The organism is Halogeometricum pallidum JCM 14848, from assembly GCF_000337095.1.
GTDB lineage: Archaea > Halobacteriota > Halobacteria > Halobacteriales > Haloferacaceae > Halogeometricum > Halogeometricum pallidum.
Map to the genome: position 1 here is coordinate 64,524 of NZ_AOIV01000011.1, position 14,170 is coordinate 78,693.

The 14,170-nt window shown below is 60.7% G+C and carries 14 protein-coding genes; 5 read left to right on the top strand and 9 right to left on the bottom strand.

Features of this window, described 5'->3' with window-relative positions; all coding sequences use genetic code 11:
- The first annotated feature begins 32 nt into the window (after nt 1-32).
- Together C474_RS06505 and C474_RS06515 are read left to right on the top strand one after the other, a co-directional pair.
- Nucleotides 33-461, top strand: a complete 429-nt coding sequence (locus C474_RS06505; RefSeq protein ID WP_049916771.1) for a DUF7539 family protein — start codon at nt 33-35, stop codon at nt 459-461.
- Between the two features lie 337 nt (nt 462-798).
- Nucleotides 799-2,076, top strand: a complete 1,278-nt coding sequence (locus C474_RS06515; RefSeq protein ID WP_008385116.1) for a cation:proton antiporter — start codon at nt 799-801, stop codon at nt 2,074-2,076.
- Nucleotides 2,077-2,177: 101 nt separating this feature from the next.
- On the opposite strand, the gene C474_RS06520 is transcribed toward C474_RS06515, so the two are convergent.
- Complete coding sequence (locus C474_RS06520) at nt 2,178-2,468, bottom strand: hypothetical protein (RefSeq protein WP_049916773.1); 291 nt, start codon at nt 2,466-2,468, stop codon at nt 2,178-2,180.
- Between the two features lie 447 nt (nt 2,469-2,915).
- On the opposite strand from C474_RS06520, the gene C474_RS06525 reads away from it, so the two are divergent.
- Nucleotides 2,916-3,221 (top strand): HalOD1 output domain-containing protein, encoded by a 306-nt coding sequence (locus C474_RS06525; RefSeq protein ID WP_049916774.1) that lies wholly within the window; start codon nt 2,916-2,918, stop codon nt 3,219-3,221.
- 15 nt (nt 3,222-3,236) lie between these two features.
- Here the strand turns inward: C474_RS06525 and C474_RS06530 are convergent, their stop codons facing one another.
- The 3 genes from C474_RS06530 to C474_RS06540 form a co-directional block, all read right to left on the bottom strand.
- The gene (locus tag C474_RS06530) at nt 3,237-4,040 is read right to left on the bottom strand and encodes a TrmB family transcriptional regulator (RefSeq protein WP_049916809.1); all 804 of its coding nucleotides are present in this window, start codon (nt 4,038-4,040) and stop codon (nt 3,237-3,239) included.
- Nucleotides 4,041-4,467: 427 nt separating this feature from the next.
- Complete coding sequence (locus C474_RS06535; protein ID WP_049916775.1) at nt 4,468-4,806, bottom strand: DUF7344 domain-containing protein; 339 nt, start codon at nt 4,804-4,806, stop codon at nt 4,468-4,470.
- A 294-nt stretch (nt 4,807-5,100) separates the two neighbouring features.
- Nucleotides 5,101-5,280 (bottom strand): hypothetical protein, encoded by a 180-nt coding sequence (locus C474_RS06540; protein ID WP_049916776.1) that lies wholly within the window; start codon nt 5,278-5,280, stop codon nt 5,101-5,103.
- A gap of 389 nt (nt 5,281-5,669) precedes the next feature.
- Here C474_RS06540 and C474_RS06545 point away from each other — a divergent pair, with 389 nt between their 5' ends.
- Together C474_RS06545 and C474_RS06555 are read left to right on the top strand one after the other, a co-directional pair.
- Nucleotides 5,670-6,161, top strand: a complete 492-nt coding sequence (locus tag C474_RS06545; RefSeq protein WP_008385120.1) for a diadenylate cyclase — start codon at nt 5,670-5,672, stop codon at nt 6,159-6,161.
- Between the two features lie 415 nt (nt 6,162-6,576).
- The gene (locus C474_RS06555) at nt 6,577-6,891 is read left to right on the top strand and encodes a DUF5789 family protein (RefSeq protein WP_008385122.1); all 315 of its coding nucleotides are present in this window, start codon (nt 6,577-6,579) and stop codon (nt 6,889-6,891) included.
- A gap of 55 nt (nt 6,892-6,946) precedes the next feature.
- Here the strand turns inward: C474_RS06555 and C474_RS06560 are convergent, their stop codons facing one another.
- The 5 genes from C474_RS06560 to C474_RS06580 form a co-directional block, all read right to left on the bottom strand.
- Entirely contained in the window at nt 6,947-8,032 is a 1,086-nt protein-coding gene (locus C474_RS06560; RefSeq protein ID WP_049916778.1) for an SPFH domain-containing protein, read from the bottom strand.
- 187 nt (nt 8,033-8,219) lie between these two features.
- Entirely contained in the window at nt 8,220-8,525 is a 306-nt protein-coding gene (locus C474_RS06565; RefSeq protein WP_008385124.1) for a DUF5789 family protein, read from the bottom strand.
- A 271-nt stretch (nt 8,526-8,796) separates the two neighbouring features.
- Complete coding sequence (locus tag C474_RS06570; protein ID WP_049916779.1) at nt 8,797-9,582, bottom strand: mechanosensitive ion channel family protein; 786 nt, start codon at nt 9,580-9,582, stop codon at nt 8,797-8,799.
- A 264-nt stretch (nt 9,583-9,846) separates the two neighbouring features.
- Nucleotides 9,847-11,055 carry a CBS domain-containing protein gene (locus C474_RS06575; protein WP_008385126.1) on the bottom strand — a complete coding sequence of 403 codons (1,209 nt, stop codon included), beginning with the start codon at nt 11,053-11,055 and terminating at the stop codon, nt 9,847-9,849.
- A gap of 1,058 nt (nt 11,056-12,113) precedes the next feature.
- Nucleotides 12,114-14,138: a beta-galactosidase gene (locus C474_RS06580; RefSeq protein ID WP_008385127.1), complete on the bottom strand. Its 2,025-nt coding sequence runs from the start codon at nt 14,136-14,138 to the stop codon at nt 12,114-12,116.
- Nucleotides 14,139-14,170 lie beyond the last annotated feature (32 nt).

Below are 14,170 nucleotides of genomic sequence, written 5' to 3' on the forward strand. Positions count from 1 at the left end.
ACGTTGATTGCCTCGGCAGTTCACATAGGATCATGGCCGAGTTTCCAGACGAACGACAGCTCGTACTACGGGCGCGCTCTCAGTTGGATCAGTGGACGAAACATGCCCGAATGGAGGCGTACGCTGAGCTGTTCGAAGGTGACGATCCCGTCCTCTCCCGGGATGAGGTTCGATTGCTCGATGCGCTCGACTCCGAACTGGAGCGAGAGGGTGGCGATGGTGTCTGGGGGACCGATCAGTACGGAATCCACACGGCTGGGACCTCAAGTTCGGATACTTCTCCCGGAGTAGTCTGCGTGTACCACCCACAGATCACCAAAGACTCCGTCCTTCGTGGGGCCGACGATCTCGACGACGAAACCGAAGAACGACTCAACGCTGCACTCTGGAGGTACAGTGAGCGCGTCGCGACACTCATCGAAAGAGAACTCGACGAGTTCATCCGTCACACACAGGGTTAGGCCCCAACCGGCACCCACGAGGTGCTGCTCGGGACCGACGGGCTGTTCGCGAACTTCTGGCGGGTGCAACCGGAGATATCGCGTCACTGTCCCGGGAGTTCCTCGAACGCGCTCTCCGTCGGCAGGCGGTCGTCGACCTCGCGGACGGAGAACCCGAGGAACGGTCGGGCTGAGCAGACACTCGAACGGGGCCACGACGTGGCCGTTCGGACCAATCACCCGAGCGGGTCCCGTTCGACGGCGGCTGGCTGACCGTCATTGGCGTCTCTACGCGGAGACGGTCCGAAAGAAACTATCTGCTCCGCCGACGACTCGTGAACCGGGACCGGGAACACTCATGTCGTCGGCCACCGCGCTCGGAACGACGCCGAAGTTTCTCGTCTTGGTAGCGCTGTTGCTGGTCGTCGCGCGAGCTCTCGGGAGCGTGACCGAGCGCCTCGGACTCACCCGCGTCGTCGGCGAACTCGGGACCGGATTCGTCCTCGGTCCCTCGGTGTTCAGTCGTCTCCTCCCTTCGATGTACGACCCGCTGGCCCCGGCGGTCGCGTCCACGTTGTTGAGCGACCTCTCGCTGCTCGGGCTGGTGTTACTCTTGACACTGGCCGGCCTCGAGACCGACGTCGAACTCGTTCGGTCGTACGCCCGCGACGTGATCACCATCGGCTCCGTCGGCGTCGCCGTCCCGTTTGCGTTCGGGCTCGCGTTCGGGTTGGTTATTCCGGCGTTTCTCCTGACCGATACGACGCCTCGACTGGTATTCGCACTCTTTCTCGCGACGTCGCTGTGTATCTCCGCGATTCCTGTGATCGTCCGCATCCTCATCGACCTCGAGGCGTTCGACAGCACGTTCGGCCAGCGGACGGTGGCGACGGCGATGTACACCGACGTGGTCGGGTGGCTTCTGCTGAGCGTCGTGGTCGGGGTCGCCCGCGTCGGCCGGCTCGACCTTCGGGCGGTCGGTGCCGTACTGCTCACGCTCCTGAGCGTCCTACTCGGAGCGGTCTTCCTGGGTCAGCGCGTCGTCGACGCGGCCCTCGCGCATCTCGACGAAGCCGACGTTCGGAGCCACCTCGTCGTCGTGGTCGCCGCAGCGGTCGGGGGGAGCGCACTCACGTACGCCGCCGGCATCGAACCGGCGCTGGGCGCGTTCGCGGTCGGACTGTTGTTCGCCCGAGCCGGCGGCATCCCCGAGCGGGCACGGGCGGCGCTCGAACGGGTGACGTTGGGAGTGTTCGCGCCCCTGTTCTTCGGCGTCGCCGGCCTGAACGCCGACCTGGGCCTGCTGTTCGATCCGACGGTCGCTGTCGTCGGCACGGCGACGTTCGTCATCGCGACGGTCGGAAAGATCGGCGGCGTGTACCTCGCGGCCTCGTGGCTCGGGTACGACGGACCGGAGGCGGTCGGGATGGGAATCGGACTGAACGCCCGTGGAGCCATCGAAATCGTCGTCGCGACGGTCGGGTTGGAGTTGGGAATACTGAGCACTCGGATGTACACGGTCGTCATCGCCGTGGCGGTCCTGACGTCGGCGATGACGCCTCCGTTGCTCCGGCGAGTGCTCCGGGGAATCCCGGGCGACTCGACTCCCCGGCGGGCGCCTGAATCGGTCGAATAGGTCGCGATCCGGGTGGTTCACGGGGATGCAACGCAGAGCGCTGGCTAGGTCGTCCGGTCGGCCGCCGTCGAACGAGCTATCCGGGATACAGAACTCGGAACTCACGCCCCGAGCCAGTCGTTGTCGCTGACTTCGTAACCGCTCTTCTGACAGAACTTCCGGCCCCGTTGACGGACCGCTCGGGAGCTCGGTCGCTCACCCGTCGACCGCATCTGTTCGACGATCCAGTCGGTCACCACCGCCACTCCCTCGTCGTCGTCGTCCGGGGTGATGTCCTCGAGCGCCCGGAACGTCCGCTCGTAGGCTTCGTACTGATCGCCTCGGTCATCGTCGCGCAGGCCCTCTTTCGACTCGGCCTCGCTGATACGCTGCATCGCAGTGTCGATAGACATAGCCCACGATAGGACGCGAAGCGATGTAAAGAAGAGGTGTCCCCAATCGGAATGCGAAGGTGCGACCACGGCCCGGAGCACACGGTTCCGTGAGTCGTCGTCGGAGCATCACGAGCCGTGGTCGCTGCGCTGGGAACGGACGCCGGAGCTCCGACTCACGATGAACAGAAGTCATTACAGGAATATACTTGTAACGAGATACTCGTTTCTAAGGCGGTGTGTTTAACAGGGTGACAACAACGGCGAGTCGGTCGGGGTTTCCAACCAATGCGAGGCTGGAGTGCCACGGTCGAGCGACGGTCAATCGATGTCTCGCCGCGGGTCAGAGCCCAAGCCAACCGGAAACCGCTACAGCACGCGTCAACTTCCCACCGATCTCGGACACTTGTTGTGATAAAACGGGTGAGAAACTCCACGGGTTTTCACCGCCCAGCACCACGTAGCACTGTGGAGTACGAGATTGAGGGCGGTGAATCTATCAGTATGGCCGTTGTGCGCGCGGTGAGCGTAGTCGAAGGTCGCAACCCGTCCTCCCTCCGAACGCTGACGGAGGTCGTCGATCCGGATGCGTTAGATGCGTTGTGTGCCCCGCACTACGGCGGAGTAGCTCGAACGGGTGGACGCGTCTCGTTCGTCTACAGCGGTTGCCACGTCACGGTTGACAACGGCGAGTATCTCACTGTTCAACCGCTCGAAGACCGCCTCTACGACGAATCCGATCCGGGGCCTACCGACGGACGGGTGAGCCGATGACCGCGTCTCTGCGGTTCACTGCTTGGGATCGTGAACGGTCAACAACCCTTGAGCCATGAGTCGCCGGGCGATTACGACGAGGCCGTTTCCGAACCCTTCGCCGAAAATCGCTTGTTCCTCTTTGCTGCCGGGCATGATCGAACTCACGAGGATCGTCGACCGGTCTGTCAGAAGAAGTCGGCCGATGGCCGTCTCGCTTTCAGTAGCGTGCTCGCCGTGTAACCACTCTAAGCCAGAGATGAACGTCGTGGCGTCCGGTACTGCCGTTTGAATCTGGTCTTGCAGCGACTCCGTCAGCGCCCCGATGAGAAGGTCGACTCCGTTGCCAACGTCGTTAAGGCTGGCAACGAGATCCTTCGTCAAGAGTGACTCGTCGCCGACGACCAGAACGATCTCCTCGGACGCCCCCTTGACGAGCAGATTCGTGCGATTTTCTATCCCGTCTCGCCCGGACATCGCCCAGACCTGCTGGACGGGCGTCTCGTCGTCTTCGTCGACGATTTCGATCGTATCCAACGCATCGTGGAGTCGCTCAACGCGGGCCTCGTACTGGTCGCGCAGGGTCTCCGTCGCCTCATCGAGCGGAACAGCCCGGAACTGCTGTGGGCTCGAATGTTGAATCTCGACCAAGCCCTGCGCCTCCAGCACCCGAATCGCATCGTACACCCGCGTTCGGGGAACCTTCGTCGTCTCGCTCAACTGCTTTGCCGTTCCCGTGCGGAGGCGAGACAAGCCGACGAAGCAGCGCGCCTCGTATTCTTTCAAGCCGAGTTGTTGGAGGACTTCGATCGCTTCGTCCAAACTGTCAGTAGTATTCATGTGTCCCAACCTCACGGGGTATTCCCCAATGATTGTCTGGTAATTCACCCCCGGCACGGATAGGTATTGTCACTCAAGTCATGACGGGAATCGCCGGGAGGACGTGATACGACCCTCTGATGGTCCGACGTCGGTGTCCAACCGACGCCTCTACTCTTCTGTGATAGCTATACTGACAGCCGAGTGCTACACTGCGTGCCGCCTCGGCCACGGGAACGGGTCGTAGAGTTCTCCGCGAGTGCAGACGGCGAAATCGCCCATCCGGTCCGATCCGCGGTCGGAGACCGCGGTCTGGGTCGAGGGGGCCACGGATAGTCCGGTCGTGGTTCTCAGGGTATTCTTCACGTGGGAACTCGGTACGAACGACGCGGACTCACGGCGAGACGGACTCCGTCTCTCGTCCTCTGAGACGTTCGATGTAGTCGCCTCAGACGTGCTTTCCGGCCACCGGTCTGTCAGCGGGGAGTGAGTCCAGTATCGCCTCAACCCGATTGTTGGGCTGATACCGGACGATTCCGCTTTCGCGATCGTATTCGACGACACCCTGTTCCGCTAACTTCGGCAGTGAGATGTGGGAGAGATGGATTGCGAGTTGTTCTCGGTCCATACTTCGGTCATCGGACTGCAGTTCGTCGCCGTGCATCCGATCTACGAGGTCGCCGATTACCGTCTTACCAGCGGTCTCGTGCCGTAACTGCTGAATGAGTCGTCGCCGATAACGATCAGCGACGAGTTGCAGACAGTCGTCGAGGTCTTGTCCCCTCATAGTAGACGTATCGACTACTCGTCTGATAAACAGATAACCTCTTCACGCCAGGATGCTTTTTTTATTATGTGAGTTACAGGCCGATCAGGAGATGGCCGAGGACGGTGTCGGTAGAACCGGTTCCGCACTCCGAGAGCGGTCGACTTCCTACGCCAGCGGTGAACCCGAAGGCTGCCGGCGTTCGGTTCCTCACCGAACGGAGTCGAGTGGATGGGTATCTGTCGAGGAGTACGCCCTCTTCGCGCGATTCCGGTAACGGTCCTTCGAAGACTCCGACCACCTTCTTCGGAATCGTCAAGCGATGCTCCCGAGGTCCCATACGTACTCTTTTTCGATGGTGATCCAGTGTGTCGTGGGTTCGCGTTCCGGATCGAAGACCGTCACTTCGGTTGGAGAGTCCTCGTCGTCGAACGCCCAACAGAGCGTGAAATCGGGAAGCTCTGCGGAGCGGGATTCGCGGTCGTTCGTAGACATGTATTTAGTAGACGCAGATGGTCGATTCGGGCCCGCGCTGGACGTCGACCGCAGCAGATTTCGTCCTCTGACTCGCTCGTTCCTCGAATCGAGTACGAAGGTACTCGAACTCGACCCTCTTCAAGGAGCAACGTTTTCATCACACGCGTTGTACTGATTACCCGAGTGAATCTCTCCGATACTGCGCGGCGTGCGCGTCCGCCGACAACGGGGTTCGGGTAAGGGAGACCCGGAGGGGGCGTTCACCCGGTTACTCAAAACAGAATCTCATTTGGAAATCCAGCGCTACTATCACCGTGTCAGTCCTACATGGCAGTAGTGAGATGAGTGAGCTGTCCCCTAGCTCTGTCGCATCAGAGCTGAAATCTACTAGTACAGATATCGACGCAGTGCTCGAACGGATCGAGGCATGCGTTGCGGATATCAGCCACGGGTTCGAACGGTGGGACGACCCCTACGCTCGTGGACCGGGCCTCTACTTCGTCGTCGAACGTGATTCCATGGCCGAGTTCGCGGCTCCGATGGGGACGAACCGCTGGCCAGTCGAGGACTGTAGGAGTGTCTTCGCCGAAACCGACGTGTTCCTTGAAACCGCACAGAAGGTCGCGTTGTCGTGCGACGGTGCAGTCGTCGTTCGCAACGACGGTACAATCAGAGAGGAGATGGTCCGAGTAAAGCAACTCTCTGCGGACGAATATCGGCGGATTAACGACCTTCCCTATGCAGAGTGGATGGGTACCCGTCACATGAGTGCACTGGAGACCTCGGTCCGCGAAGAGGTGATCGCTGCGGTCACACTCAGCGAGGAGAACGGACGGGTAACGGTCTTCATCGACGGCGCGTTCGAGGATTCCCCGGCGGCATTCCGGGTGACGGACTGACCAACCGGCGTGAGCACACTCGCGTCCGCTACCGCGTTCCTCGTACTTGCGCCCTTCATCGTTTTCCGTAACCTCCCTTCGAACGTCTCCGGCGTGCTCTGCTTCCGCTTCTGCGGATTCCGCTTCGTTTTCGGTCGCACTGACGGGGGTTACGTCACCGTCGAGAGTCTCACTATCGACGAGTGCGGTCTCGACGGGCGTACCACCCGATCTGGGTCTGTCGAACTTCACTCTTGAGCACCCGCCGTCGATTGAGACACGTTCGAAGGATGTCGTCCTCGTGGAACTCGCTCTCGATAGCCTCCTCGGCGTTCGTCTCGGTTTCGACGAAGCGACCGCGTCCTTTGTCGTACCCGGGACGAACGCCGACGAACGTCCACACAGTTATCCGAATCGGGCGCCTATCTCGACAACGATGACAGACGAGAACGTAAACGACGACCAGCAAGAGCAGTCGGAGCGGAAGCGAGAAGACGTGCGCGACCGCACCCGCGAAGACCGCGCGATGGGCGGTGACCCCGAGGGGCGGCTCAGTGGTCTCGACGACGCACTCGAATCCCAGACCTATCCGATCACGACGGATGAACTGGTTGAGGCGTACGGCGACTACGAGATCGAAGCCCAAAGCGGGACGAAATCACTCGAAGAAGTGCTCGCTCCGACCGATAACCAAACGTACGACTCCGCCGACGATGTCCGAAGCCGGGTGCTGGGACTGATACACCGATAACCGTTGTCGTCTCGGTCCTCTCTCGACACTCGCCGATTGCCGCGTTTAGGAGTCCTTACTCCCGAACGGGGGCGTTCTTCCCATTCGATTCGCCGTCCTTGACCGCCTTGGCCTGTTGTTCCAACTCTTCGACATTCATCTCAGCTGCTTCCTCTATTTCGCCGAGGATCTGCTTGATGTCGTCGAGTCCGATCAGTTCGCGCGTCTCCTCGTCGAACTGCAGACTGTCCAACCGCTGCCCGTCGGTCGCGACGTCGCTCCCCGTGAGGTGTTTGCCGTAGCGTCCGACCAGCGAGGTGAGTTCCTGCGGGAGGACGAACGTCGTCGATTCCCCTCGACCGATGGCTTCGAGCGTGTCCATCCCTTTGTCGATGATCGCGCGTTCGCCCATCGACTCCGCGGACTTGGCTCTCAGAACGGTCGAAATCGCGTCACCCTGTGCCTCGAGGATCTGGCTCTGTTTTTCGCCCTGCGCGCGGATAATGTTCGACTGCTTGTCCCCTTCCGCTTGTTCGACTGCGCTCCGGCGCTCCCCCTGCGCTTCGAGGATCGTGGCCCGTCGTCTCCGCTCCGCGCCGGTCTGCTGTTCCATCGCGTGTTGGACCTCCTGGCTGGGATTGACCTCTCGGACTTCGACGGACTCGACGCGAATTCCCCATTCATCGGTCGGTTCGTCGAGTTCCCTCCGGATACGGGCGTTTATTTCTTGGCGTTTGTTCAGCGTGTCGTCGAGTTCCATGTCGCCGAGGACCGCTCGGAGCGTGGTTTGGGCGAGGTTCGAGACGGCCGTTTTGTAGTCTTCGACCTCCAAGAACGCCTTCTTCGCATCCATCACGCGGAGATAGACGACGGCGTCCGCCGTCACGGGCGAGTTGTCCCGCGTGATCGCTTCTTGTCGGGGGACGTCCATCGTCTGCGTCCGCATGTCGAACGTGTACGTGCGCGACACGAACGGGGGGATGAAGTTGATGCCCGGTTCGAGCAGGCCGCGGTACTCGCCGAACACCGTGAGCGCCTGCTTGTCGTAGGCGTCGACGAACCGCACCATCTGCCAGACCGTTACCACCGCCAGCACCAGTACGAGCAGCCCACCTATCGTGAGTCCGAGAGCGGGAACCTGTAGCGAAACTAAATCGTACATCTGCTTCAGATTCGCTCCACAACTGTATGAAGAGTCGACGTTTTCACGCGGGCCGAGTTTTTGATTATATGAGAGACACAGCTGACGGCGTTCGAATCGATCCGACCGGAACACGAATTCCGTCGGCGCTCCGAACGCCCCCGACTCGCGGCTTTTCAGTCACCCCGTGTGTAATCCGTCGACCTCCTCAGAACGAGACGTCGGCTTCGTCCGTGGGTTCTAACGCCGCTTCGAAGGAGTTCCCGCCGCGGTCGTCGTAGAACTTGCGTCCGATGTACTCGTCGTTGACGTTCCCGATGATGGTCGTGAACAACTCGTCGGCCGACGCGTACGTCTCCTGTCCGACGGAGCCGATGATCGTGGAGATAGTCTCGGTTTCCTGTGCGTCGGGGGCGTCGATTTCGACCGCTCCGACCTGTCTGATGACCGACTCGTGATCAATCGGAAACGTGAGTTCGTCTTCGAGAGAGGCGAGTACGTTGCTTATCTTCATAGGATGGCTAAACTACCGTCCTCCTGTCACTTCAAGTGGTCTCATTTTGATGGATCCCATCTGTTTTGATTAACCGAGTTACCGGGCCTCAACGTCGCTGGCGGTGACGTTATTCACCGAACGTCGCATGTGGCCGTTGCCGGCCGATCAGCCAAAGCGCCGTGGCTTGGCGCAGGGCGGCAATGCCGAACGAGGGTCGTGAGGAAGAGGCCAACAAAATAGTGATCCGAACGGTGACGCCCCGGACGCCGGTGGGGCGGATAGCTACGTATTACTCTCCGCCGTCGGACTGGATGTCCGACGAGGTTCGACTCGCCTCGCCCGTCTCACCGCCGTCGGCCTGCGGCGAGTTGTGCGGTGCTGGCGTCCCGGCGGACGCGCGTCCCATCCAGCGGTCGACGTTCTCCGCGACGTAGGTGTGGCCACCCCATCCCACGGCGACGCCGACGCCGATTGCGACGGCCGCGGCGAGTCCCCACGCTAACGCGTTGGCGAAGACGAACAGGATGCCGACGTCGACGCCCATCGTGTCGAGTCCGATCACGATCGCGGTGAAGTAGAGGAACATCCGCGTGCCTCTCGCGAACCACGAGGTGTATCCGGTACGGGTGGCCGTCCGGGTCCGCATGATGGCGTCGCCGATGAAGTCCGCGACGACGAATCCGAGGACGATCACCAACAGTCCGGCGACGAACGCCGGAAGATACGAGACCGCCGTCGAGATCCACTCCGACAGCAGCGAAATCGCGAGCACGTTCGCGGCGGCGAGAATCGCCAGCGCGTAGACGAACAACTTCGCGAGCGTCCCGAACGCGTTCGAGACGGCGTCTTCGGTTCCTCCGAGGATGCGTCCGATCGGCGTTTCGAGTACCATCCGGTCGATCTCGACCCGGTCCGCTACTCTCCGAACCACCTTGGCGGCCGCGACGCCGAGGACCCAGCCGATCAGGAGAACGAGGAGGGCCCCGACCAGACGGGGGAGAAACGAGACGATCTCCGCAACCGTCTCCTCGAGGAACGCGGGAACATTTATCTGTAGTACATGCGGTTGTAGCATAACTCGGATGTCACCCGTCAGCATCATGAACGGACGACATTTTCACATCTCTCGGATTTTCCATTATGTGGGTTACATGCTGAGCGCAGAAGCGTTCACCGGCGTAGTTTACTCACCTTCCCGAGCGAGATAGAGAAAAATTTCGTCTCAGCGGGTCTTCTCGTTGGTTCTTCGCCAGCACGGTATACGGGGCTCAGGGCCGCGTCGACAGACGGTACCCGTGCCGGAAGTCGAGTACTCGTCCGTCCGTCGGCACCGACCGGATCAGCCGCCGAGCCACCAACCGTAGAGCGGTGCCTGCTCATCCGCGTCCGAACGCTTCTTCGATTGGCCGTAGGTCTTCCCCTTGAGGAGTTGGCGCTCAACCGCGTTCGCCGCAAGTCGAAGGGCGTGCGTGGCACCGAACCCCTCCCCGTCGGCCGTGAAGTATCCGCGGTCGGTGACCAGTCGAATCCGTGCCAACACCAGCGGTACACCCCGGCTTCGTTCCTTGTGCTCCTGCAGTTGAATGCTGGCTTTGATCACGCTCATCTCTCCGTACTTCGAGGTCATCTCCTCGATCAGCGCGGAGACGTCGTCGTAGTCCATCCCCTCCAGTAAGTCGAGTCCGAACACCTGGACGGCGTTCCGGTCCTCGCGCTCCCAGGTGAGCGCCTCGATGACATCTGTTTTCGTGATGATACCGACCGGCTCATCCGAGTCGTCGGCCGTGACGACGAGCGAGGAGATCTCACGATCGAACATCGTCTCGACGACCTCGTCGAGCGGTGCGTTCCGCTCGATTGTCACGACTGCATCGGACATCAGGTTCCGTATCGGCAGGTCGAGCATCCGGTCGGCGTCGCCCTCGCGCGCGCCGAACCCACCACGGTTCTGTCGCCCGCCACCGCGGCGACCGGAACCACCCGACGACCCGCCCTGACTCTTATTGCCGCCTCGCGTCGTGAACTCGATGACGTCGTACAGACTCAACATGCCGACGAGAGCGTTCCCGTCGACGACCGGGAGATGGGCGATACCGGCCTCTCGAAGCGTATTGAGCGCTTTTCCGATCGTGGTTTCCGGGGTTGCGCTGACCAGTTCTGCCGTGTAGGCGTCGTCGACAGTCGCCGCGTCGAGGAACGGACGGACCGCCTCGAGGACGGCATCGGCGGTCACGACGCCGACGACACGGTCATCGTCGAGCACGGGGAGCGTCTTGGCGTCGCTTCCGATCATGAGCCGCGCGACCTCACGGACGTCCTCGGTGCGGTCGACAGTCGGGACGTGCTGTACCTGTGAGCCGACCTTCGCAGACGGCTGGTTGGACGAGGACGCCAGCTGTCGGCGACTGACGACGCCGCGATACTCGTCGCCGTCTGTTACGACGACGGCATCGAGTTCTTGATTTTCGAATGCCCCCGTGACCTTCGAGAGCGGTGTGCCGATGTCGAACTCGGTGAATTTCGGTGAGAGGATTTCAGAAATATCCATGGGTAACCCTCTAGTGTGAGGGACGCAGGCCGGTTATGCCTGTCCCTCCCCCGATTGTAGAGGGAGAGACGCGCGAAGCGATGATTTCGCGATGTACTATCACTAACATACATTCAATGTCGGTACTGATTCGTTCTTCAACTGTGTTTCCGCTGCGTGCAAAAGATGTCTATCACACTTTGCTTTGTAGTGAACAACGGTTTTCTATATCGGCGTCGGACCGAGAGAGGAGAGAACCATCACCGCTACGGGCGACGACAGCGAGGCAACCGTTGATCGACTCGTCGAACTGGTCGAGAACGATTTCGAGTTGAGCGACGAAGAGTCGTAGTCCGGTTCGTCGAAGTCGGATGTAGCCCAGTTCTTCCGTAGATGCTTTCGTACTGATGGTAGACGGTCGTTCCCGAAACTATGTCACTATGGCAATTCTTCGACTTGTCCGATGTTTCACAGACCCGGATTACTGCATTACGACTCTATTACCCCATGTTTAGAATTATAATTTGCCAATCTATAGTCAAATATTCGCTCATTTTTCTCATCACCTGTACCACTACTGCCTAGCATTCATTTCTGGCTCCAATTGATGGCTCTATACTGACTAGATGACTCCATCCCACCATTGTTGTAGATAACTCACAGATAACATCTATCCCCTGAAGCTGTGCTATTTCGGTTCCGTCGAGGGTTCACCCGCGAACGCAAACCTCTTTACGGCAGTTTACCTTGTAATTGTGTTCAGCGTACTCTCGCTCAGCGTCAAGATGCCGTCCGCGTCGCAATAGCGGATATTGACGACGGGAGGGCTCATTCTCTCGTCAACCGAGACTGGCGAGGCACATATCGATACGTGGGACGAATAAATCTCCCGCCCGAGCTGTGTCGATTGCGCTATCTAGGCGCTGCGGGAATCCGAGGAGTGGGACTCACATCTGCGATAAACTGGGATCCATTATCGATGCGCTCGCGGTGTCGGCGGCGGGTTTCGGAACCGAACTAGTGGTCGGACGAGCTTTCATCCGACCCTCTGGCGAAAGCCGCTGACGAGACGGAGTCGGCTACACTCCCTCGACGACGTCAATCTCGTGTGACGGTGCGCCGACGACGGCGAGATCGTGGGCTCCGATGGTCGTCTCACCGAGCACCAAAGTTCCGTTACCGGGGTCGATTTCGATGGGATCCGGTTTGAAGTTCATAACCCAGGTGTAGCCGTCACGTTCGGTGATCCGAACGAACTCGGGGAGGCGTTCGCCGAACGGAACGTCGGCCCGTTCGAGGAGAGACGTCGTGATCGCATCGGCGAGTTCCGCTTCCGGCCAGACGCCGGCGTACGTGACGTGTCCGTTCCCGCAGTCGTTTCTGACGATAGCCGGTTCGCGTTCTGCGACACCCGTTTCGTGCCGACCGACGACGGTCGCGTCGTCGGCGGTGAGCCACTCTCCCCACGTTCTGTACTCGTAGCTCTCGCCGTCGTAACTGACTCGCGTCTCCAAGCCGGGTGCCAGACTCTCGTGTTGCTCGACGCGAGCACCCAGCGGTTCCGCCAACGGACCGGGGGCGAGTTCGTCTCTCAGTTTGTGATACTCGTCTTTCATCGCGGTCCGAATCGTCAAAAGCAGTTCACCCCCGTCGGAAACGTACTCGGTCAAGCGCTCTGCGAGTCCCCGATCGAGGAGGTGCAGCGACGGTGCGACGACCGCGGCGTAGTCGCTCAACTTCCCGCTCGTGGACACGAGATCCACAGTCACGCCCCGGGAACGAAGCGCCCGATAGTACGTCCGAAGGTGCGCGAAGTAGTCGAACTCCGGCGTATGAGGTTCGGTTTCGAGCGCCCAGAGACTCTCGTAGTCGACGAGCATCGCCACGTCCCCGGACGGGGCACCGAGATCGGGCAGTTTCTCGAAGTCCCGGGCGGTGTCCGTCGCCTCCGGGAGGCCCCGGTCTGGTGACCCGTCGTAGTTATTCAACCCGCCCCAGTACTGCTCCTGTCCGAAGCGGCACCGTCGCCAGCGGAAATACGAGACGACGTCGCAACCGTGCGCGACCGCTTGGTGGGACCACAATCGCACCATCCCGTCGGCGGGTTCCGCCGAATACGGAAACGCCCGGATGTCTCCGGACTGGCTCTCCATCACCCAGAACGGCCCCTCGCTCACACCGCGATAGAGCGCGTGATTCATACCGACCATATCGGGGTCTCCGACCCGCTGGTAGTCGGACCCGGCATCCGACGCAGGGTCCGGCGTATCCGACGTTCGCTGGCTAAAGAGCGTGGGATAGCAGTCCCAGCTCGCGAAGTCCAAATCCTCGCTCACCGAGAAGGCGTCGATATCCGAGAAGTCGGACATGAAATTGTGGGTGATGAACCAATCGGGGTTCGCCTCACGTAGAATCTCCGTCTGAAGTCGGTTGTATTCGACGACGCTATCGGACGCGAACCGATCGTAATCTAACAGGCGCGACGGGTGGTGTTGGTCTTGTGCTGGCGTCGGCCCCGGAACGTCAATCTCGGCGAAGGAGCTGTACTCCTGGCTCCAGAACGCGTTTCCCCACGCCTCGTTGAGAGTCTCTATCGAGCCGTACTTCTCCCGGAGCCACGTTCGGAATGCCGAAGCGCAGTCGTCACAGTAGCAACGCGTCGTATCGTGACAGCCAAATTCGTTGTCGGTCTGCCATCCGGCGACGGATTCGTTCTCGGCGAAGTTGCCCACCATCTCCGCTATGATTCGCCGACTTTCCCGCCGGTACTCCGGCGAATTAAAGCAGTAGTGCCGGCGGCTTCCGAACTCGCGGGGCGTGCCGTCCCGCTCTTCTTGGCGGATACCAGGGTACTCGTCGACGAGCCATTTCGGCGGCGTCGCCGTGGGCGTACAGAGCACCGCCTGCATCCCGTGGTCGCCGACGAGATCGACGGCCTCTTTCAGCCACTCGAACTCGTAGGTCCCGGGTTCGGGTTCCATCCGGTTCCAGGAGAACTCGGCCATGCGGACGTACTCGATTCCCGCCTCTGCCATCCTCTCGATGTCGGTTTCCCACCGCTGACGGTCCCAGTGTTCGGGAAAGTAGCAGACTCCGGTATTCATCGCTCTCTCGAACGTGAGGGAGGGTAGTAAAT